Source organism: Streptomyces thermocarboxydus (genome assembly GCF_024760485.1).
GTDB classification, from domain to species: Bacteria; Actinomycetota; Actinomycetes; order Streptomycetales; family Streptomycetaceae; genus Streptomyces; species Streptomyces cellulosae.
This window is the reverse complement of the sequence record NZ_CP058273.1, coordinates 2,831,164-2,851,785: the sequence shown is the minus strand read 5'-3', so window position 1 is coordinate 2,851,785 and position 20,622 is coordinate 2,831,164. Positions and strand designations below refer to the sequence as shown.

General features: G+C 72.1%; 17 protein-coding genes. 7 read left to right on the top strand and 10 right to left on the bottom strand.

Going from position 1 to position 20,622, the window contains the following annotated elements; genetic code table 11:
* Positions 1 to 4: 4 nt before the first annotated feature.
* Positions 5 to 1,183 carry a dipeptidase gene (locus tag AY578_RS13035; protein ID WP_026243491.1) on the top strand — a complete coding sequence of 393 codons (1,179 nt, stop codon included), beginning with the start codon at positions 5 to 7 and terminating at the stop codon, positions 1,181 to 1,183.
* Between the two features lie 124 nt (positions 1,184 to 1,307).
* Complete coding sequence (locus AY578_RS13030; RefSeq protein WP_019522695.1) at positions 1,308 to 2,435, top strand: dipeptidase; 1,128 nt, start codon at positions 1,308 to 1,310, stop codon at positions 2,433 to 2,435.
* A 355-nt stretch (positions 2,436 to 2,790) separates the two neighbouring features.
* Here AY578_RS13030 and AY578_RS13025 read toward each other — a convergent pair whose 3' ends face one another.
* Both AY578_RS13025 and AY578_RS13020 read right to left on the bottom strand, forming a co-directional pair.
* Entirely contained in the window at positions 2,791 to 3,183 is a 393-nt protein-coding gene (locus AY578_RS13025; protein WP_019527171.1) for a VOC family protein, read from the bottom strand.
* A 60-nt stretch (positions 3,184 to 3,243) separates the two neighbouring features.
* Complete coding sequence (locus AY578_RS13020; protein ID WP_136239193.1) at positions 3,244 to 3,603, bottom strand: VOC family protein; 360 nt, start codon at positions 3,601 to 3,603, stop codon at positions 3,244 to 3,246.
* Between the two features lie 109 nt (positions 3,604 to 3,712).
* On the opposite strand from AY578_RS13020, the gene AY578_RS13015 reads away from it, so the two are divergent.
* Positions 3,713 to 4,219 (top strand): CGNR zinc finger domain-containing protein, encoded by a 507-nt coding sequence (locus AY578_RS13015; protein ID WP_019527169.1) that lies wholly within the window; start codon positions 3,713 to 3,715, stop codon positions 4,217 to 4,219.
* 103 nt (positions 4,220 to 4,322) lie between these two features.
* Here the strand turns inward: AY578_RS13015 and AY578_RS13010 are convergent, their stop codons facing one another.
* Complete coding sequence (locus AY578_RS13010) at positions 4,323 to 5,666, bottom strand: UDP-glucose dehydrogenase family protein (RefSeq protein ID WP_019527168.1); 1,344 nt, start codon at positions 5,664 to 5,666, stop codon at positions 4,323 to 4,325.
* Between the two features lie 196 nt (positions 5,667 to 5,862).
* On the opposite strand from AY578_RS13010, the gene AY578_RS13005 reads away from it, so the two are divergent.
* Entirely contained in the window at positions 5,863 to 7,020 is a 1,158-nt protein-coding gene (locus AY578_RS13005; protein WP_019527167.1) for an acyl-CoA dehydrogenase, read from the top strand.
* A gap of 89 nt (positions 7,021 to 7,109) precedes the next feature.
* On the opposite strand, the gene AY578_RS13000 is transcribed toward AY578_RS13005, so the two are convergent.
* Both AY578_RS13000 and AY578_RS12995 read right to left on the bottom strand, forming a co-directional pair.
* Positions 7,110 to 7,754, bottom strand: coding sequence for a dihydrofolate reductase family protein (locus tag AY578_RS13000; protein ID WP_215047944.1), 645 nt, complete (start codon positions 7,752 to 7,754; stop codon positions 7,110 to 7,112).
* Between the two features lie 80 nt (positions 7,755 to 7,834).
* Complete coding sequence (locus AY578_RS12995) at positions 7,835 to 8,998, bottom strand: phospholipase D-like domain-containing protein (protein ID WP_258902378.1); 1,164 nt, start codon at positions 8,996 to 8,998, stop codon at positions 7,835 to 7,837.
* A 180-nt stretch (positions 8,999 to 9,178) separates the two neighbouring features.
* On the opposite strand from AY578_RS12995, the gene AY578_RS12990 reads away from it, so the two are divergent.
* Positions 9,179 to 9,544 (top strand): four-helix bundle copper-binding protein, encoded by a 366-nt coding sequence (locus AY578_RS12990; RefSeq protein WP_019527164.1) that lies wholly within the window; start codon positions 9,179 to 9,181, stop codon positions 9,542 to 9,544.
* A 66-nt stretch (positions 9,545 to 9,610) separates the two neighbouring features.
* Here the strand turns inward: AY578_RS12990 and AY578_RS12985 are convergent, their stop codons facing one another.
* Positions 9,611 to 10,864 (bottom strand): LCP family protein, encoded by a 1,254-nt coding sequence (locus AY578_RS12985; RefSeq protein WP_215047945.1) that lies wholly within the window; start codon positions 10,862 to 10,864, stop codon positions 9,611 to 9,613.
* A gap of 119 nt (positions 10,865 to 10,983) precedes the next feature.
* Here AY578_RS12985 and AY578_RS12980 point away from each other — a divergent pair, with 119 nt between their 5' ends.
* Entirely contained in the window at positions 10,984 to 11,541 is a 558-nt protein-coding gene (locus AY578_RS12980; protein ID WP_019527162.1) for an acyl-CoA thioesterase, read from the top strand.
* 1,057 nt (positions 11,542 to 12,598) lie between these two features.
* Here AY578_RS12980 and AY578_RS12975 read toward each other — a convergent pair.
* A complete protein-coding gene (locus AY578_RS12975; RefSeq protein WP_202415015.1) occupies positions 12,599 to 14,074 on the bottom strand; it encodes an LCP family protein in 1,476 nt (491 codons plus the stop codon).
* 129 nt (positions 14,075 to 14,203) lie between these two features.
* Between AY578_RS12975 and AY578_RS12970 the strand changes: the two genes are divergently transcribed.
* On the top strand, positions 14,204 to 15,244 hold the full coding sequence (locus AY578_RS12970; RefSeq protein WP_161232268.1) for a glycosyltransferase family 2 protein: 1,041 nt from the start codon (positions 14,204 to 14,206) through the stop codon (positions 15,242 to 15,244).
* A 58-nt stretch (positions 15,245 to 15,302) separates the two neighbouring features.
* Here AY578_RS12970 and AY578_RS12965 read toward each other — a convergent pair whose 3' ends face one another.
* The 3 genes from AY578_RS12965 to AY578_RS12955 form a co-directional block, all read right to left on the bottom strand.
* On the bottom strand, positions 15,303 to 16,895 hold the full coding sequence (locus tag AY578_RS12965) for an LCP family protein (RefSeq protein WP_019527159.1): 1,593 nt from the start codon (positions 16,893 to 16,895) through the stop codon (positions 15,303 to 15,305).
* Between the two features lie 143 nt (positions 16,896 to 17,038).
* Complete coding sequence (locus AY578_RS12960) at positions 17,039 to 18,652, bottom strand: LCP family protein (protein WP_026244169.1); 1,614 nt, start codon at positions 18,650 to 18,652, stop codon at positions 17,039 to 17,041.
* Positions 18,653 to 18,734: 82 nt separating this feature from the next.
* A complete protein-coding gene (locus AY578_RS12955; protein ID WP_161232267.1) occupies positions 18,735 to 20,504 on the bottom strand; it encodes an LCP family protein in 1,770 nt (589 codons plus the stop codon).
* Positions 20,505 to 20,622: the final 118 nt, after the last annotated feature.

The window sequence follows — 20,622 nt, the reverse complement described above, 5'->3', positions numbered from 1 at the left end:
CGGCATGACTTCCCTGGACGACGCCCGCGCGCTGCTCGCCGAGTTCCCCGTCGTCGACGGGCACAACGACCTGCCCTGGGCGCTGCGCGAACAGGTCTCCTACGACCTCGACGCCCGCGACATCACCGACGACCAGTCCGCCCATCTGCACACCGACATCCCCCGGCTGCGCGCCGGCGGCGTCGGCGCGCAGTTCTGGTCGGTGTACGTCCGCGCCGACGCCCCCGACCCGGTGCCGGCCACGCTGGAACAGATCGACTGCGTACGGCAGTTGATCGACCGGCACCCGCGGGACCTGGCACCCGCGCTGACCGCCGCCGACATGGAGGCCGCGCGCCGTGAGGGCCGTATCGCCTCCCTCATGGGCGCCGAGGGCGGCCACTCCATCGCCAACTCCCTCGGCACGCTGCGGGGGTTGTACGACCTCGGGGTGCGCTACCTGACCCTCACCCACAACTTCAACGTGGCGTGGGCCGATTCGGCCACCGACGAGCCCGGCGTGGGCGGACTGTCCGCGTTCGGCCGCGAGGTGGTGCGGGAGATGAACCGGCTCGGCATGCTGGTCGACCTCTCCCACGTCGCCGCCACGACCATGCGGGACGCGCTGGACACCAGCACCGCGCCGGTGATCTTCTCCCACTCCTCCGCCCGCGCGGTCTGCGACCACCCGCGCAACATCCCCGACGACGTGCTGGAGCGGCTGCCCGCCAACGGCGGCGTCGCGATGGTGACCTTCGTGCCGAAGTTCGTGCTCCAGGCCGCCGTCGACTGGACGGCCGCCGCCGACGAGAACCTGCGCGCGCACGGCTTCCACCACCTCGACACCAGTCCCGAGGCGATGAAGCTGCACCGCGCCTTCGAGGAGAGCCGCCCGCGGCCCGTCGCCACCGTGGCCACGGTCGCCGACCACCTCGACCACATGCGCGAGGCCGCCGGCGTCGACCACATCGGCATCGGCGGCGACTACGACGGCACGGCCTTCACCCCCGACGGGCTGAACGACGTCTCCGGCTACCCCCGGCTGATCGCCGAGCTGCTGGACCGCGGCTGGTCCCGCGCCGACCTCGCCAAGCTCACCTGGCAGAACGCGGTGCGGGTGCTGGGCGCCGCCGAGGACGTGGCCCGTGACCTGCGCGCCACGCGCGCGCCGTCCAACGCCACCATCGAGGCGCTGGACGGCTGACCGGCGGACGCGGCACCGGGGCGGACGTCCGCTTACCCCGAACGCCGCGTTCACCAGGAAGTACGCGGGTGCTCCGTGCGACGGTGACCGTACCGCCCGAGGTCACGACGTACGGAGCCCCGTTATGGCCGATCTCCAGGACGACCTGCACACCGCCGCCGAGGTGGGCCGCGCCGACGAGCCGTACCCCCAGGAGGCGGTGGTCGTCGGGCCGGAGGAGTACCGGCCCGTCTCCGACCCGGACGACGCACCCCTCGACCGCGCGCGGGCCGTCCTCGCCGCCCACCCCGTCTGCGACGGCTACAGCGGCCTGCCGTGGACGCTGCGCGGACTGCCCTGGTACGACCTCGACCTGGGGGAGTCCGCCGTCGACGCCGACCTGCCGCGGCTGCGCAAGGGGCAGGTCGGCGCCGTGTTCTGGTCGCTGCACCTGCCCGACGGCCACGACGGCGGACGGGCGCTCACCACGACCCTGGAGCAGCTGGACCTGGCGCAGAGGGTCGTCGCCGCCCACGAGGCGGGGCTGCGGCCCGCCCGCACCGCCGGGGAGGTCGTCGACGCCCGCAACTGCGGCCGGGTCGCCGTGCTGTTCGGCCCCGCGGGCGCGCCCGCCCTCGGTGACTCCCTGAGCGTCCTGCGCTCCCTGCACGCCCTCGGCGTCCGGGTGCTCACCCTCACCGGCACCTCCTGGGCGGGCCCGGCCGGGCTCACCCGCTTCGGCGAGGAGGTCGTGCGGGAGATGAACCGGCTCGGCATGGTCGCCGACCTGTCCTACGCCTCCGCCTCCACGATCCGCCGGACCCTCGTGGTCTCCAAGGCGCCGGTCCTCTTCACCCGCTCCGGCGCCCGCGACCTGCGTCCGCACCCGGCCAACCTGCCCGACGACCTGCTCGCCGCGGTGGGCGAGGCGAAGGGGCTGTGCCTGGTGCCGCTCACCGCGGAACAGGCCGGCCCGACCGTCCGCGACGTCGCCGACCACCTCGACCACGTCCGCACCGTCGCCGGGCCGGACTGCGTGGGCCTGTCCGGCACGTACGACACAGGCGGGGCGCACCCGCAGGAGCTGCGGGATCCGTCCTGCTATCCCCGCCTGATCGCGGAACTCCTCCGACGGGGCTGGGAGGAGTCCGACGTGGCCCTCCTGACCTGGGGCAACGTCCAACGCGTCCTCCGCGCGTCGGCGTTCACGGCCCACCTGGCCCGAGAACGCCGCAAGCCGTCGACGGCGACGATCACCACCCTCGACGGCTGAGACACCACCCGGGCGGGGCCCGGCTCACCCATTTCCCACACCACGGCGGAAACGCCCTCCAGGGGCGCGGGGAACTGCGCGCTCAGCCACGGACTTCCCGCACCCGGCGTCGGCGGGGTGCCGCTGCGCCTGCGGGCGAGGCGCCGACAGCTGAGGTGCCCTTCAGGGGCGCGGGGAACTGCGCGCTCAGCCACGGAGTTCCCGCACCCGGCGTCGGCGGGGTGCCGCTGCGCCTGCGGGCGAGGCGCCGGCGGCGGAGGCGCCCTTCAGGGGCGCGGGGAACTGCGCGATCGGCCACCGACTGCCCGCAGTCGGCGTTGAAAGCGCACCGCCGCTCCCGCACCCCTGGCGCCGCTCACGGCTGTTCGATGCGGCACAGGCAGAACGGATGCCCCGCCGGGTCCGCGTAGACCCGGAAGTCCTTCTTCTCGTAGTCCTCCCGGTCCAACACCCGCGCCCCCAGCGCCAGCACCTTCTCCTCCGCCGCGTCGACCTCCTCCCACGTCCCGCCCGCGTCGAAGTCGAGATGGAACTGCTGGGAGTCGTGGTCGGCGGCCGGCCAGGCCGGCGGGGTGAAGCCGGGGGCGCGCTGGAAGGCGAGGCGGGGGCCCGAGGGGACCTGGAGGACCACCCAGTCCTCGTCCTCCGCCACGGGCGTGCCGCCGGCGACGGCCGCGTAGAAGACCGCCAGTTCACTCGGGTCGGGGCAGTCCAGGACGACACTGCGCAGTCGTGCCACGGGGGCCATCGGTTCCTCCATGTCTCAGCAGGCTCTCAGCAGGTGTCAGCAAGTTCCAGCCAGCAAGTCTCAGCAGGCGCACAGGCAGAACGGGTGCCCGGCCGGGTCCGCGTAAACCCGGAAGGAACGCGCGCGGTCCTCCGTGTCCAGCGGCTTCGCGCCCAGCGCCAGAACCTCCTTCTCGGCCGCGTCCAGGTCCTCCACGGTCAGGTCGAGATGGAACTGCTGCGAGTGGTCGGCCGCCGGCCACTGCGGCGGGACGTGGCCCTCGGCCTGCTGGAACGCCAGCGTCGGACCGCCGGGGACCGCGAGGTCCACCCAGTCCCCCTCGCCCTCCGGCGTGCCGCCCACGACACCGGCGTAGAAACCCGCCAGCGCCTGCGGGTCCGGACAGTCCAGGACGACGGCGCCCACCTTCGCTACGGACATGACTGCCTCCTCGTGTTACCGCTTGAAGCGGTCTACAGGTAACCGTTACCGCATACTCCCCCACAGCAGGTAACGTCGCAAGGAGATTGCGGAAAGGTACCGTCGCGTCATGAGTGAGAGAGCGGCCCCGCCGGGGCGGCTGGCCCTGGTCCACGACCTCGTCAACACCGTGGACCTCGCCACCGGCGCCGACGCGCTGGACACCCCCGAGGGCCGCGCGCCGTTCGGGCTCACCGAGGACACCGTCGACGACGCCCGCGCGCTGCGCGAGTCGCTCCGCGCCACCCTGCTCGCGCACGCGGGACACCCCGCCCACCGCCCGGTCGTCCCGCTCGGCGAACTGCTCGCCCGCGCGCCCCTCGTGGTCACGGTCGACCCCGCCGACGGCTCCGCCGCCCTCGCGCCGGTCGACGACGGCCCGCTGCCCTCCCGCGTCGCCGCCGCCGTCGCCGAGGCGGTCACCGCCGGAACCTGGCAGCGCCTCAAGGCGTGCGAGTCCCCGTCCTGCCACTGGGCCTACTACGACCGCAGCCCCGCCGGACGCCGCCGCTGGTGCTCGATGCAGGTGTGCGGGGCCCGCGCGAAGATGCGCCGTTACCGGGCGAAGCAGGGGTAGTCCCGGCACGTTCGCGCCCGTTGGGGCAGAATGCAACACGACGCCGGTTCGGCCGACTGAGCCTCGGCCGAACCGGCGTCACCCTTCATACAGGAGCCGCGTCTCAGGCCCCGGGGCGTCCCATCGCCCGGAAGCGCCAGCCGGCCCGCCGCCACGCCTCCGCGTCGAGCGCGTTGCGCCCGTCCAGGACGACCCGCTCGGCCGCCACCTCGCCCAGCTCCGCCGGGTCCAGCTCGCGGAACTCCTGCCACTCCGTCAGATGCAGCACCACATGGGCGCCGCGCACCGCCTCCAGCGCCGAATCGGCGTATCCGAGCGTGGGGAAGATACGGCGGGCGTTGTCCATGCCCTTCGGGTCGTAGACCGTGACCTGGCCGCCCTGGAGGTGGATCTGCCCGGCCACGTTCAGCGCGGGCGAGTCACGCACGTCGTCCGAGTCGGGCTTGAAGGTCGCGCCCAGCACCGCCACCCGCTTGCCGAGGAACGGCCCGCCGCCCAGCTCCTGCCGGGTCAGCTCCACCATCCGCCCGCGCTGGCGCATGTTGATCGAGTCGATCTCGCGCAGGAACGTCAGCGCCTGGTCCGCGCCCAGCTCACCGGCGCGCGCCATGAACGCCCGGATGTCCTTCGGCAGACACCCGCCGCCGAAGCCGATCCCGGCACGCAGGAACTTCCGGCCGATCCGGTCGTCGTACCCGATCGCCTCGGCCAGCTTGGCGACGTCGCCGCCGGTGGCCTCGCACAGCTCCGCCATCGCGTTGATGAAGGAGATCTTCGTGGCGAGGAAGGAGTTCGCGGACGTCTTCACCAGCTCCGCCGTCGGGAAGTCCGTCACCACGAACGGCGACCCCTCCTCGACCGGTGTGGCGTACACCTCGCGCAGCAGCTTCTCCGACCGCTCGCTGCGCACGCCCACCACGATCCGGTCCGGGTGCAGGGTGTCCTGCACCGCGAAGCCCTCACGCAGGAACTCCGGGTTCCAGGCCAGCTCCGCGTCCGCCCCGGCCGGCGCGTGCTCGGCGAGGTAGGCGGCCAGCCGGTCGGCCGACCCGACGGGCACCGTCGACTTGCCCACGACCAGCGCGGGGCCCTTCAGATGCGGGGCGAGCGAGGCGATCGCCGAGTCGACGTACGACATGTCGCAGGCGTACTCGCCGTGCCGCTGCGGGGTGTTCACACAGACGAAGTGGACGTCGCCGAACTCACCCAGCTCCGCCCAGTCCATGGTGAACCGCAGCCGGCCGGTCGAGCCCTCGATCCCGGCCACGTGCCGGCGCAGCAGCTCCTCGAGTCCCGGCTCGTACATCGGGACCTCGCCGCGGCGCAGCTTGTCGATCTTCTCGGGCACCACGTCCAGGCCCATCACCTCGAAGCCCAGCTCGGCCATGGCCGCGGCGTGGGTCGCGCCGAGATAACCGGTGCCGATCACGGTGATCTTGAGGGCCATGGGGGGTGCTCCAGACGTCTGCGGCAGGCACGTGCGCGCCCGAGCATATCCGGGGCGGCCCTGCGCCCCTCGTCGGGTTGTTCCCCCGCTGTCGCCCAGCTCACCTATCCACGAGCAGGGGAGAAGGCCTAACATTTGAGTTACTTAACGGTAGTTAGCGTGACCAGCATCGCAGCGTTTTGGAGCGTGAGAGACCTTGGCCGGATCGGCTGACTTCGACCTGTACCGCCCGTCCGAGGAGCACGACATGCTCCGGGACGCCGTCCGCTCGCTGGCCGAGGCGAAGATCGCGCCGCACGCCGCCGCGGTGGACGAGGAGGCCCGTTTCCCCCGCGAGGCCCTCGACGCGCTCGTCGCGGGCGACCTGCACGCCGTCCACGTCCCCGAGGAGTACGGCGGCGCCGGCGCGGACGCGCTCGCCACGGTCATCGTGATCGAGGAGGTGGCCCGCGTCTGCGCGTCCTCCTCCCTCATCCCCGCCGTGAACAAGCTGGGCTCGCTGCCGGTCATCCTCTCCGGCTCCGAGGCGCTGAAGAAGAAGTACATGGCCCCGCTGGCCAAGGGCGAGGCGATGTTCTCGTACTGCCTGTCCGAGCCGGACGCCGGTTCCGACGCCGCCGGCATGAAGACCCGCGCGGTCCGCGACGGCGACTTCTGGGTGCTCAACGGCGTGAAGCGCTGGATCACCAACGCCGGGGAGTCCGAGTTCTACACGGTGATGGCCGTCACCGACCCGGAGAAGCGCTCCAAGGGCATCTCCGCCTTCGTCGTGGAGAAGTCCGACCCGGGCGTCTCCTTCGGCGCCCCGGAGAAGAAGCTCGGCATCAAGGGCTCGCCCACCCGCGAGGTCTACCTGGACAACGTCCGCATCCCCGCCGACCGCATGATCGGCGAGGAGGGCACCGGCTTCGCCACGGCGATGAAGACCCTGGACCACACCCGCATCACCATCGCCGCGCAGGCCCTCGGCATCGCCCAGGGCGCCCTCGACTACGCCAAGGGCTACGTCAAGGAGCGCAAGCAGTTCGGCAAGCCGATCGCCGACTTCCAGGGTGTGCAGTTCATGCTCGCCGACATGGCCATGAAGATCGAGGCCGCCCGCCAGCTGACGTACGCGGCGGCGGCGAAGTCCGAGCGGGGCGACAGCGACCTGACCTTCCAGGGCGCCGCCGCCAAGTGCTTCGCCTCCGACGTCGCCATGGAGGTCACCACGGACGCCGTCCAGCTCCTCGGCGGCTACGGCTACACCCGCGACTACCCGGTCGAGCGCATGATGCGCGACGCCAAGATTACGCAGATCTACGAGGGCACCAACCAGGTGCAGCGCATCGTGATGGCGCGCAACCTGCCGTAACCGCGGTCAGGCCCCAGGGAAGGGCGCCCGGGGTCTCCCGGGCGCCCTTCCGCGCCGTCCGGCCCCGGTGGCCGGCCACCGCGCCGGGCTCACCTGCGCCAGAACAGGTGGTGCGTCACCCCGCTCGGGCTGGGCACGACCTCGAGGTGGTACCGGTCGAGCAGGTCCTCCGGGGAGTCCCACAGGCGCAGCCCGGAGCCCAGCTTCACCGGTGACACCGCCACGTGCAGTGTGTCCACCAGACCCGCGTCGAGGAACTGCCGCACGGTGGTGACCCCGCCGCCCAGCCGGACGTCCTTGCCGTCCGCCGCCTCCCGTGCCAGCTCCAGCACCTGCTCAGGGGTGCCGTCGACGAAGTGGAACGTGGTGTCGGACAGCGTGAACGTCGGACGCGGGTGGTGGGTCAGCACGAACACCGGCGTGCGGAACGGCGGCTCGTCCCCCCACCAGCCCCGCCACTCGTCGTCCTGCCAGGGCCCGCGCAGGGGCCCGAACTTGTTGCGGCCCATGATCTCCGCGCCGATGTTGTGCGTGAAGTCACGGGTGAAGTAGTCGTCGAGGCCCCGGGTCCCGCCGGGGTCGGTGCGGTTGGGCCAGCTCGCCGTGGCCCCCGCCCAGGCGAACAGCTCGCCCGGGTTCACATGGCCGAACGGGCGCTCGAGGGTCTGGTCCTTGCCCGCGCCGATCCCGTCGGCCGAGACGCAGAAGTTCTGTACGCGCAGCAGCTGAGTCACTGTCTCTCCTGACCTGGTCATTCCCGACCTGGCTGACAGGGGGTGGACTTCCCGCGCGGGCGGAACTCATCGCCGCCGGCTCACAGAAATCGCCGGATCGGGGTGACGGCCGCCTCCGCGAGCCGTGCGCGCAGCGGGCGGCGCCGCCAGCGGGCCGGGTCGACGGCCTCGCTCTGCTTGCTGTCGGCGTCGAAGTCGGCGTCCAGCTGCGCGGTGAAGCCCTCGTCGAGGACGGCCAGCATGACCTCCTCGTCGTGCTCCAGCGAGCGGCGGTTGAAGTTGGTCGAGCCGATCAGGGAGCAGACGCCGTCCACCGTGATGATCTTCGTGTGGAGCATGGTCGGCTGGTACTCCCGCACCTGAACGCCCGCGTCCACCAGCGTCTGGTAGTGCTGACGCGCGGCCAGCAGACAGGCCCGCTGGTCGGTGTGCGGCCCGGGCAGCAGGATCTCCACCTTCACGCCCCGGCGGGCGGCGGCCGCCAGCAGGTCGATGAAGTACTCGTCCGGCGCGAAGTACGCCGTGGACAGCCGGAACCGCTCCCGCGCCGAAGTGATCATCACGCGCAGCAGGGTCTGCATGTCCTGCCAGCCGAAGCTTGCGGAGCCGCGCACCACCTGCACCGTGGCGGTGCCGGGCTGCTCCTGCGCGGTGAAGCGGTCGTACTCGTCGTACAGCTCGTCGTGGCATTCGGCCCAGTTCTGCGCGAAGGCCGCCGCGATGCCGTCCACGGCCGGGCCCCTGACCCGCACATGGGTGTCGCGCCACTCCTCGGGGTTGCGGGCGTCGCCGCACCATTCCTGCGCGATGCCCACCCCGCCGGTGAAGGCGGTGTGCTCGTCGGTGAGGAGCACCTTGCGGTGGCAGCGGTGGTTCTGCCGCATCGGCGACAGCCGGGTCGGCTTGCGGAACCACGCCACGTGGACGCCGGACTCCTCCATCGCCTCCAGCAGCTCCGGCTCTATCTCCTTGGCGCCGAAGCCGTCCAGCAGCAGTCGCACACGGACGCCCGCGCGGGCGCGCTCGGCCAGCGCCTCGGCGAACTCGCGCGCGATGTCGCCCCGCCAGTAGACGAACGTCATCATGTCGACGGTGTGCTCGGCGGCGCGGACCGCCTCCAGCATCGCCGGGAAGATCTCGTCGCCGTTGCGCAGCGGCACCAGTTCGTTGCCCTCGGTCGCCGCGATGCCGATGAGCCGCTCCAGGCGTCTGCGCAGCCGCTGCCGTTCCGTCTGTGTCGTCATGTCCTCTCCCTGCCCGTTCCGCCGCTCGCCCCCTCGGCGTCGCGGTCACGGGCGCCGCCCTTCCTGGTTGCCGCTCCCGGCCCGGCCAAGCAGCGTCCCTGTGGTGGTCATGGACACAGGCGCGTAGGACGGGAGGTGCGGGGACCGAACGCCGGTCCTCGCCGGACCCTGGGAGGAACCATGACCCAGCAGCAGCCGGCTACGGAACCGCTGAGCAAGGAGATGCAGGACTGCATCCAGGCGTGCATGGCCTGTCACGGCGTGTGCGAGGAGGCCATGAGCGCGTGTCTGCAGCGGGGCGGCGAGGCCCAGACACGGATCATGCGGGCGCTCCTCGACTGTTCGGAGATGACCCGTATGTGCGCGGACATGATGATGCGGCGCTCCCCGCTGCACAACGAGATGTGCATGATGTGCGCGCAGGCCTGCGACCTGTGCGCGGAGGCGTGCATGTCGATGCCGGAGGACGAGCTGATGACGCGGTGTGCCGAGGCGTGCCGCCGCTGCTCGGAGATGTGCCGTGCGATGGCGGGCGCCCCGATGTGACGCAGGCGCCGTACATGCGCGAGGGCACCCCCGGCGGGGGTGCCCTCGTCGTGGTGACCGGCGGTGTCAGTCGCCCGTGACGGTCACCTTCTCGTCGTTGTTCAGCTGGTTGACCAGCTGCTTCACCTTGTCCTTGTCCCACAGCAGGTTGCCCCCGGTGGAGCCGGCGAGCGGCATGTTCATCGAGGTGCCCTCGCCGCCGCTGACGCCCTTCATCGACCAGAACATGTCGGCCAGGTCGAACAGCCCCATGTCCTTGTCGACGATCAGGGAGTCGAGGCCCGCGCCCATGGTCGGGTAGAGGCGGAAGGGGTTGAGGACGGTGCTGGGCGTGGCCACCTGGCCGGCCAGCGCCGACAGGAACTTCTGCTGGTTCTTGGTGCGGTCCAGGTCGGAGCCGGGCAGGGCGTAGCGGGTGCGGACGAAGGCGAGCGCCTCCGCGCCGTTCAGGGTCTGCTTGCCCTTCTTGAGGTCGGCGCCGGACTTGGTGTCCTTGATGTCCTGCGGGATGTCCATCTCCACGCCGCCGACCGCGTCGACGATGTTCGCGAAGCCGCCGAAGCCGATCTCCACGTAGTGGTCGATGTGCAGGCCGGTGTTGAACTCCACCGTGCGCACCAGCAGCTCGGGCCCGTCCTCGGCGTACGCGGCGTTCAGCTTCACCTGACGGCCGGTGCCCTGGTAGGTCTTCCCGGACTCGGAGCCCTTGAAGGTGGGGATCTCCACGTTGGAGTCACGCGGCAGCGATATCAGCGTCGGGCCGTTGTCACCGGTGTGCAGGACCATCACCGAGTCCGTGCGCTTGCCGTCGACGGACCCGGTGCGCAGCCGCTTCTTGTCGTCGTCGGACAGGCCCTCGCGGCTGTCGGAGCCGACGATCAGGTAGTTGGTGCCCTCGCCCTTCTCGGGCCGCTCGATCACCTTCGACAGGTCGACCTCGCGGTTGAGCTTGGAGTCGGCCCAGAAGTAGGTGGCGACGGTGGTGACGAACAGCACGGTCACCAGGGTGATCGCCGTCCACTTGATACGGCGCCGCCAGTCGGGTGCGGGGCGCTGCGGGCCGTAGCCGTCACCGCCGCCGCGTCCGCCGCCGCCGTACACCTGTCCTGTGTTGTAGTCGTCGTAGCCGCCGCTGCCGCGGCCGTCGACGTACTGGGGCTGCTGCGGGACACCGCCGTAGGCGCCCGGCCCGGGAGGGGCCGGCCGACCCCGCCGGACCTGCCGCATGACGCGGGGGCTCTCGGGCTGTGCGCTCGCGCTCCCGCGTCCGTAGCGGCCGCCGCGGTTGTCGTCGGACCATGCCTCGGGCCAATCATTCATGCCAGACAGTGTGCAGGTCCGCCGGGGGAGCGGTACAAGGGTCGTCGGAAAATCAGGGCGGCGCTGTTGCGAAGCTGACACAAAACCACCGCTTGTCACCTCGGCATAAGGTGGAGGCCATGACAGACCAGGCCCCTGCCGCGCAGACGGACAGTCCGGAGATCCCGGGCAAGCCCGTTTCGGCGTCCCGCACCACTCTCAGCCACATCATGACCCACAACGACACGAATCTTCTGGGCACCGTGCACGGTGGGGTGATCATGAAACTGGTCGACGACGCGGCGGGCGCCGTCGCCGGCCGGCACTCCGGAGGGCCGGCCGTGACGGCCTCCATGGACGAGATGGCGTTCTTCGAGCCGGTTCGCGTGGGTGACCTTGTTCACGTCAAGGCCCAGGTCAACTGGACGGGCCGGACCTCGATGGAGGTCGGGGTGCGGGTGCTGGCCGAACGCTGGAACGAGTCCGCGCCGGCGACGCACGTCGGCTCGGCCTACCTCGTCTTCGCCGCGGTCGACGCCGATGGCAAGCCACGCCGGGTCCCGCCGGTTCTCCCCGAGTCCGACCGCGACCGCCGCCGCTACCAGGAGGCGCAGATCCGCCGCACCCACCGCCTCTCCCGCCGCCGCGCGATCCTGGAGCTGCGCGAGAAGCGGGCGGCGGAGGGCTTCGACGACTGACGCCGTCCCGCCCTCGGGCCCCCGAGGGCGGGATGCCCCCGAGCCCCGGACGGGGCCCGGCGCCCTGACCTGGGCGCCCGCGACACGGCTCGCCGCCGAAGGCGGGGCACGGCCCCCTGACCTGAGCGCCCGCGACACGGCTCGCCGCCGAACGCGCAGGACGATGACGGTGTCCCGACCCACGAGAGGCCGGCCAACGGTCAGCCGCGCGGCGTCCGCCTGACGGCGGGGGGTGGGACGGCGAGTCACGCTTGGGGGCGTGGCTCCGGTCCGTCAGGGCCGGATCCTGTGTCCAGCCCCGGACTTGCCGGGCGGGGGCCCGCAACCCACGGGTTCGGCCCGTGGCGTGGCCGAGTGCTGGGTCCCTGTGCACTGGGTCCCGGTCTACGAGTGGGACGGCCGGACGGTCAGCCGCGCGGCGTCCGCCTGACGGCGGGGGGTGGGACGGCGAGTCACGCTTGGGGGCGTGGCTCCGGTCCGTCAGGGCCGGATCCTGTGTCCAGCCCCGGACTTGCCGGGCGGCGGCCCGCAACCCGCGGGTTCGGCCCGTGGCGTGGCCGAGTGCTGGGTCCCTGTGCACTGCCCTCCCGGGGACGGCCGGCGGTTGCGTGGCTGCCCGGCGCGCTGCCGTGGAGCCCAGGGCCTGAGTGGCCGGAGGTGCGGGGTGCGCCCCCGGACTCGCGTCCGTCGCCCTGCGGCCGACCGGCTCCCGCGCGGCTGCCCGAGGCGGGCACTCGGCCCCCGCCCGGATCCCCCGGACTGCCCGGCGGCACCGCCCAGGCCCCGCCCGGATCCCTGGACTGCCCGGCGGCACTGCCCAGGCCTCGGAGCGCGAAGGCCGGCGTCGGCCAGGCAGGCCGCGCGGTCTGCCGTGGACACCAGCGTGTCCGGGGCCGAAGGCCCGCTCGGGCCCGGAGGCGGCTTGGCCGTCCGCGGCCCGGCAGGCCGCGTCGGTCCGCCGTGGACACCAAGGAGCGGGCCTTCGGCCCGGGTGGCATGACCGGGCCTCGGGGCCAAGGGCGCGCAGGGGCCGGGAGAGCCCCCGCCGCAGGCGGGGTCAGCCGCAGTTGACCTCGTCGCCCCTGACCACCCCGAACTCTCCCTGGCCGGGGTCCTCCGGGCGGACCTTGCGGACCTTCTCGAAGTCCGCGCCCGCGATGACCTTCAGGGTGGCGCCCTGGCCCTTCACCGCGCGGAGTTCGCTGCCGGGAAGGGCCGCCGCGAGGGACTTCGCGGAGCGGTCCCAGCGGGGGTCGTAGGTGACGACCGTGCGTTGGTGGTCCTGGCGGGCGGCGTTGACGGGGGCCTTGGTGGTGGCGAAGCCGGTCGCCGCCAGGGCCGCGTCCACGCGGCGGCCCAGACCGGGCGTGCGGGTGCCGTTCTCCACCTGCACCCGGATCTGCTTCGGGTCGACCGGCACCCGCAGCGCCGCGCCGGCCGAGGGCCGCGTGGACAGCGGCTCGTCACGGCGCAGCGCGTCGAAGATCAGCTCGGACTTCTGCGGGTCCCACTTCAGCGTGGAGCCGATGCCCTTCACGACGTACCCCGGCGTCACCACGGGCACGGTGGTGAACTCCGACGACGACGGCGAGAAGTTCCGCATCGCCCGCCCCAGGTCGAGCAGCTCGCCCGTGCCGAACCCCTCGTCCGCGCGGACCGAGCCGAGCACCGCGCGCGTGACGTCCCGGAACCGCATCGGGTTCAGCAGGATCCCCGACGACGTGGCCCGCTCCACCAGCGCCGCCATGAAGTGCTGCTGCCGCCGCATCCGGCTCAGGTCGGACCCGCCGTCGACGTACCGGGCACGGACGTACTGGAGGGCCTCGCCGCCCTTCAGGGTGTGCCGGCCCGGCGGCAGGTCGAGCCCGGTGTGGCTGTCCTTCAGCCGCTGGTCGGTGCAGATCTCCACACCCCCGACCACGTCCACGGTCTTCATGAAGCTGGCGAAGTCGACCTCCAGGTAGTGGTCGATCTTCACCCGGGTCATCTTCTCCACCGTCCGCACGGTGAGCTGCGGCCCGCCCTCCGCGTACGCCGCGTTCAGCTTCACCGGGTGTCCCTTGTGCTGCTGCCCGCTGACCCGGTCGGTGTGCGGGGGCGTCACGGCGTAGGAGTCGCGGGGCAGGCTGACGACGCTGGCGCGGTCCCGGTCCTCGGAGATGTGCACGATCATGATCGTGTCGGTGCAGTGGCAGGGCGCCCCGCCGAGCCGGTACCGCTTCCGCTCCTCCTTGCCGACGGTGTCCCGCCCGTCCGTGCCGACCAACAGGATGTTCATGCCGTGCCCGGCCCGGGGCCGGTTCTTCATGTCACGGAACGGGTCGACCCGTGCGATGTCGTCGTCGAGCCCGCTGAGCACCGCGTGCCCGATCCCGGCGGAGGCCAGCACCACGACCGACAGCGCGGTGACCGTGCGCATGACCCACCGGGGACGGCGGCGCGGGGGCGCGGGCGGGCGCGGGCCCGGGCGGGGAGGCCGCGCCGGGCGCCGGTCGGCGTTTCGGGGCCGGGAAGAGCGCGGCGGCGTGGGCAAGGGGGGCACCTCCGGACGACGGCCGAGCGTGGAATCGTGAGCACCGTAGGCCGATACGATCTGCGGCCCTCCGCACAGCACCCCGGCACGCGCAGACGTGTCCCCCGTTCGCGGTAACGTGAGGCTCCTATGAACGCCAATCCCGACGTGCGGCCCCCGGCCGTTTCCGTGATCATGCCCGTCCTCAACGAGGAGCGGCATCTGCGCGGCGCGGTCCGCGCGATCCTCGCCCAGGAGTACGCCGGCGAGATGGAGGTCGTGATCGCCCTCGGTCCGTCCACGGACCGCACGGACGAGATCGCCGCCGAGCTCGTCGCCGAGGACCCGCGGGTGCACACCGTGCCCAACCCGACGGGCCGCACCCCGGCCGCCCTCAACGCGGCGATCAAGGCCTCGCGCCATCCGATCGTGGTCCGCGTCGACGGCCACGGGATGCTCTCCCCGAACTACATCGCCACCGCCGTGCGCCTCCTGGAGGAGACCGGCGCGCAGAACGTCGGCGGCATCATGCACGCCGAGGGCGAGAACGACTGGGAGCGCGCCGTCGCCGCCGCGATGACCTCGAAGATCGGCGTGGGCAACGCCGCCTTCCACACCGGCGGCGAGGCCGGCCCCGCCGAGACCGTGTACCTGGGCGTGTTCCGGCGCGAGGCGCTGGAGCGGCAGGGCGGTTACAACGTGGAGTTCATCCGCGCCCAGGACTGGGAGCTGAACTTCCGCATCCGTGAGGCGGGCGGGCTGATCTGGTTCTCGCCCGAGCTGCGGGTGTCGTACCGTCCCCGCCCGTCCGTGCGGGCGCTGGCCAAGCAGTACAAGGACTACGGCCGCTGGCGCCACGTGGTGGCCCGCTACCACTCCGGTTCCATCAACCTGCGCTACCTCGCCCCGCCGACCGCGGTGTGCGCGATCGCGGCGGGCATCGTGGTGGGCGCGGCGCTCACCCCGTGGGGTTTCGTGATCCCCGGCGGCTACCTCGCGGCGATCGTGGCGGGCTCGATACCCGCCGGCAAGGGCCTGTCGCTGAAGGCGCGGCTGCAGATCCCGGTGGCCCTCGCCACCATGCACATGTCCTGGGGCTGGGGCTTCCTCACCAGCCCGCGCTCCCTGGCGAAGAAGGTCATCGCCTCCCGCCGGCCCGCCGTCACGGCGGAGGACGCCAAGGCGGTCTGACGCCCCGTCACCTTACGGCCGAAGGTCCCTTCCCGCGCCGGGAAGGGGCCTTCGCGCGTCACCAGGTGAAGTCGGGGTCCACGTGCATGCACGCCTTGTCGTCCGCGCCGTTGAGCGCCTGCGCCGACTCGGGTGTGGTGTCGTCCTGCTCGGGCGCCTCGTACCGCGTGCCCTCGCGCCAGTCCGCGCCCACGACGAGCGTCACCCCGGACACGTCCGTGGACCGCTTCACCGCGTCCGCCGGGATGCCGAGGACCGCGGCGACGCGGCGGGCGTCGCCCTCCAGGTCGGCGCTCGGGTAGCGCACCACGGTCCGCTCCTCGGTGTACGCGCCGTCGGCGTCGGCGGTGGCGCTCGTGAAGCCCTTGCCCTGGAGCTCCCCGGCGATCGCGGAGGCACGGCCCTGGGCGGGTGCGAGGGTGTCGGTGCGGGTGCCGTTGCGGACCTGCACGGCGATGGCGGCGTCGGCCGCGGCCGGGTCGGCGGGCGGCTTCTCCACGGCCGGCTTCGGCTTGGAGTCCTTGCCGTCCAGGGCGATGTCCTCGCGCACCAGCCGGAACAGCTTCTCGGCGTCCTCGGTGGGTTCCACCCGGGCGCCGACGTACCGGTTGGGCATCGTCGTCATGGTGATGCGCTCCGGTTTCACCTTGCGCAGCTCGGTGCTCAGGTCGTACAGCTTCTTCACCGTGTCGAGGCCGGGGTCGACGGTGAGCGCCCGGGTGGCCTCCTCGGCCAGCCTGCGCAGGTTGTTGGGGCTGCTCAGGGTGGCGTTCTCCCGCAACTGCCGGGCCAGCGAGTTCATGTACATGTGCTGCGCCTTGGCGCGCGCGAGGTCGCTGCCGTCCTCGAAGCCGTACCGGGTGCGCAGCCACTGCAGGGCCTCCTCGCCCTTGACCGGGTGGGTGCCCTTCGGCAGCTTCAGCCCCGAGCCGTGGCCCAGGCTGTCGCGCGAGTGGACGTTGGCGTCGACGCAGACGGGGACGCCGCCGACCGCGTCCGCCATGGCGACCACGCCCGCGAAGTCCACCATCACGAAGTGGTCGATGTGGATGCCGGTCAGCTCCTGCCAGGTGGCCACCGTGCAGCCCGGACCGCCGTGCCCGAGGCTCTCGTTGGTCATACGGCGGCCCTCGCTCGCCGGGTACACCGTGCCGTCGTCCGGGTCGGTGCACTTGGGGATCTGCAGCAGGGTGTCGCGCGGCATGCTGATCACGGACATGTTGCTGCGGTCCGCGGACAGGTGCACCAGCATCTGCACGTCCGCCAGCGGTGTCGAGCCGAACGTCTCGCGGGCGCCGCCGAGTTTCTGGTTCTCCTCGCTGTCCCGCGCGTCGCTGCCGATCAGCAGGATGTTCAGCGGGGTCTGGCCCGCCGCGTTGGGCGTCGGCTCGGCGACCTTGCCGTCGCCGAGGTTCAGCGGGTCCTTGCGGATGTTGTCGTTGAGCTTCCGGTAGTACAGGTAACCGCCCGCGCCGGCCGCGAGTATGAGCAGCGCGAGCACCGCCGCCGACCACTTGAGGATCCGGCGGAAGCGCCGCGGACGCGGGACGGAGCCGTCGGCGGGCGGGGCGTCGCCGGCGGGCGGAGCGTCGTCGGAATCCGGTGCGATCTCCTCGTGGCGGGCCGTCTCCCGTGTGGCGTTCTGTGTCACTGCCCCGTCCTTCCCACCCGTGGAAAACTCCTCGCTCCGGCGCGCAGGCCCCGCCCTGCGTCCTGTTAGACGCTTGACAGGCCCGTCAGTTGCCCCGGGTTTTCCCTCGATTTCGCCAAGGGGCGCGGCGGGGGCCCCGCCCGCTACCAGCGGTACGGCGCGTACACGTCCATGCAGGCGCTCTTCTCGGCCGCGGTGAGCGCGTCGGCGTTCTTCGGCAGGTCGCCCGCCTTCGGCGGCTCCGGCTCCCGGTACGCGTCTCCCTCGCGCCAGTCCGCGCCGACGACCACGGTGACGCCGGAGACGTCGGCCGACCGGCGCACCGAACTCGTCGGAATCCCGAGGGACTTGGCGACTCGCTGGGCGTCCCCCTTCAGATCGTCGGCGGGGTAGCGCACGACGGTCCGCTCCTCGGCGCCGGCGGCGGAGGTGTCCGGCGCGGCACGGGTGAAGCCCCGCTCGGCCAGCTCCGCGGCGATCGCGCTCGCCCGGCCGGAGACCGGCCCCTCGGTCGCGGACCGGGTGGCGTTGCGCACCAGCACGCCGATCTCGTCGTCGGGCGCGGACGGGTCCGCGGTGCGCTCCTCGCGGGATGCCTTCCCGGCCGTCTTGTTCTTCGCGCCCTTGCCGCCCTTGTCGTCGAACGGCACGTCGTCGCGCAGCAGCGCCCAGACCTTCTCCGCGTCGTCCCCGGCGGGGAGGAGGTGGTTGGAGTTCTGCGGGTCCGCGACGGTCGGCAGGGTCGTCATCGTGATGCGGTCCGGCGGCACCGTCTTCAGCTGCATCCCCAGGTCGTACAGCTTCTTCACCGACCCGATCTCCTCGGAGACCTGGAGCGACTTCGTGGCCGCCTCCGCGAGGTCGGTGAGCCGCCCGGTGTCGGTGAACACGTTCTGTCCGCGCAGGGTGCGGATCATCGAGTTCATGTACATGCGCTGAGCCCGGGTGCGCAGGATGTCGCTGCCCCACGCGTGCCGGGTGCGCAGCCACTGCAGCGCCTGCACGCCCTGCACCTTGGTCCTGCCCGCCCGCAGTTTCAGGCCCGAGCCGCCGGGCACGCCGGGCAGCGGCCGGTCCCACACGTTCTGCCGGACGCAGACCTCGACCCCGCCGACCGCGTCGGCCATCCGCACCACGCCCGCGAAGTCGATGGTCATCCAGTGGTCGACGTAGACGCCGGTGAGGTTCTCCCAGGTGGCGAGTGTGCAGCCCGGACCGCCGCGCGCGAGCGAGGTGTTGATGATGTCGTTGGTCGCCGGGTACGTCGACCCGGTCTCCGGGTCCGTGCACCGGGGGATGTCGACGCGGGTGTCGCGCGGGATGCTCACCACGGCCGCGCTCTTCCGGTCGGCGGCCAGGTGGATCAGCATCTGCACGTCGCCCAGCGGCGGGTTGCCACGGTTGGCCTTGCCGCCGCCGAGGGCGACGTTGGCGTCGGAGGCGCGGCTGTCGGAGCCGATCAGCAGGATGTTGAGGGGCGTCTGCCCGTCCGCGTTGGGCGCGGACCGCTCCGCCTTGGAGTCGCCGCTGCTGCGCTCGCCCTTCACCAGGTTGTCGTTGAGGTGGTCGTAGTACAGGTAACCGGCGCCCGCCGTGCCGAGTATCAGCACGGCCAGGGTCGTCGCCGACCAGCGCAGGGCGCGCCGCGCCCGTCCGGCGCGCGGTCTCCCAGCGGCGTCGCCGCCGTCGCCGCCCGCGGGGACGCTCGGGGCGCTGTCCTGCCGTGCGCCCTCTTCGTACACGTCACTTCGCGTCATCGTGCGGTGTTTTCTCCCCACCCCTGGACATGGAACGGGCCCGTCTGCGTCCCCGAAGACGCGAGACGGGCCCGTCCGGTGCCTATTCGGCGCAGACGACCTTGTCCGCCGTGGATTTCTTGATGTCGTCCGGCGCCTTGGCCGGTGTCGTGAGCGAGACGCCCGCGCCCTTGAAGTCCTTGCCGAGGGTCAGCGTCATCGCGGGCACGCCCTGGGAGTTGGTGACGCTCTCACCCGGCTTCAGCGCCGACCCGGACAGGCCCATGATGTCGGCCAGCCGCCGCGCCTGGTCCGCCTGGTCGGGGGCGTACTCGAGGGTGGTCTTCGCCAGCTCCGCGGGCGCGTTGCCCGCGTTCTCCGACTTGTTGACGCCCTGATCGACCTGGAGCCAGCTCAGGGTCGACTGGGCGCTTCCGGAGGGCGCGCCGCCGTTGAGGATGCGCACCCGCACCTCGGAGGCCGGGGCCTTCTCGCCCTTGAGCCGGGCGGCGACGGCGGCCTTCTCCTTCTTCTGCTTCTGCTTGACCTCGGTGAACGACACGTCGTTGCGGATGAGGTCGAAGACCTCCGGCGCCTTCGACTCGTCGAGCACGACGGTCACCTTGATCTTCTCCGCCGGGTTGTCGATCACCGGGACCGTCGTGAACGTCAGGTTCTTGACGTTCAGTTTGCCCAGCTCCAGACCGAGCTCCTTGAGCTTGTTGATGCTGTCGAGCTGGGAGTCGACGGTGAGCGCCTTGGTCCCGGCCTCGGCCAGCTTGATCATCTTGGACGGGCTGGTGAGCGTGTCGTTCGACTTCAGCTCGCGCATCAGGGAGCTGAGGAACTGCTGCTGCAGCTCGATGCGGCTCAGGTCGCCGCCCAGACCCACCGAGTGACGGGTGCGCACGAACGCCAGCGCTTCCTCGCCCTCGACCCGGTGCGTGCCCTTGGGCAGGTTCAGGTGCGAGTCCGGGTCGTTGATGTCCTTGCCCAGGCACACCGGGACGCCGCCGACCGCCGAGGTCAGCGTCTTCACCGCGTTGAAGTCCGCCACCATGAAGTTGTCCGGCTTGATGCCGGTCAGCTCGGTCACGGTCCGCATGGTGCAGCTGGGCGTACGGCCGGCCTGGCCGAGGCTGGTGTTGAAGCGGGCGCCGGTCTCGCCGGGGATGACCTTCTGGCTGCCGTCCTCCTGCTCCGTCGGGCAGTCCGGGATGTCGACTATCAGGTCACGCGGGATGCTCAGCGCGGTGGCGTTGGAGCGGTCCTTGGAGACGTGCAGCAGGATCGTGGTGTCGGCGTGGCCCTCGCTGCCCTTGTCGCCGTAGCCCTCGTTGCCGGAGCCGGTGCGCTTGTCCGTGCCGATCAGCAGGATGTTGATGGCCTGGTCCTTCTTGAAGCCACCGGTGCCCGCGCCGTCGTCCGACACGGACGTGATGTTGTCGTTCAGGTGCTCCAGGTACAGGTAGCCGCCGACACCCGCGGCGAGCACCAGGAAGGCCGCCGTGCCGCTGGTCCACAGCAGCACCTTCTTCGCCTTCTTGTTCTTCTTCGCCGGCCGGCGCCCGCGGCGGCCCGCCGGAGGCTCCTCCTCCTGGGCACCCCGGCGCCGGCGCTGCGGCGGCACGTCCGGCCCGGGCGTCCCACGCTCGGGTGAGGCACGGCCGGGGCGCTCGGGCGCCTGGTCGGGCGACGCCGCTCGGGCGCCCGCATTTCCCGCACCCGCGTTCCTCGGGCCGCGCGGGCCCGGAATGGGTGACTGCGGTGCGGAAGGGCTCAGTCGCAGTTCGTATTCGCCGGTGGTCGGATTGAGTACCCACTGGTCTGCGGGATCGATGTTCTCTCCCCGCCCACGGCCTTGCGCGTCCACGGTCGCTCGAATCCTCCGTCGGGGCCACGCGGCGCCTTTCCCCTCCCAAGGCGCTCGGGTCTCGGTCACACAGTGCGGGATCTCAGGACGGACCTGAAGGAACGGACGCACCGGAGGG